A 348-nucleotide genomic window follows, 5' to 3' on the forward strand; every position below is an offset into this window, starting at 1 on the left:
CTGATTACTATTGGTGTCACTGTCTTGAGTGGTTGTCAGACACTGCAGAGTCTGGATAAAGGGCTATACAACGTTGCAGAGTCGATAAGTGAAACTGACAGGGTGACCGGGCAGCGTACCCTGAGTGCGGCGGATCGCAGTGCTCAGATTCGTCAGGGCAATGCTGCTGTCGAGCAGATGTTGGTCAAAGAGAAAAAAGCGGGTCGTAAAACGAATGCGGCACTTGATCGTAAACAGTACCAGCGTCTTATTCGGATATTCGACCGAATTCATCAGGTCAGTCATCTGAGTCAGGAGCGCTGGCAGCCGATTTTGATTGACCGGAGCTCTTTCAACGCTTTTACCACT

The 348-nt window shown here is 50.0% G+C and carries 1 protein-coding gene; it reads left to right on the forward strand.

Going from position 1 to position 348, the window contains the following annotated elements; all coding sequences use genetic code 11:
• Window positions 1-348 (forward strand): hypothetical protein (locus QWI17_RS00050; protein ID WP_302720468.1); only part of this gene is annotated, 348 nt, incomplete at both ends.

It is taken from the genome of Gilvimarinus gilvus (assembly GCF_030518155.1).
GTDB classification, from domain to species: Bacteria; Pseudomonadota; Gammaproteobacteria; order Pseudomonadales; family Cellvibrionaceae; genus Gilvimarinus; species Gilvimarinus gilvus.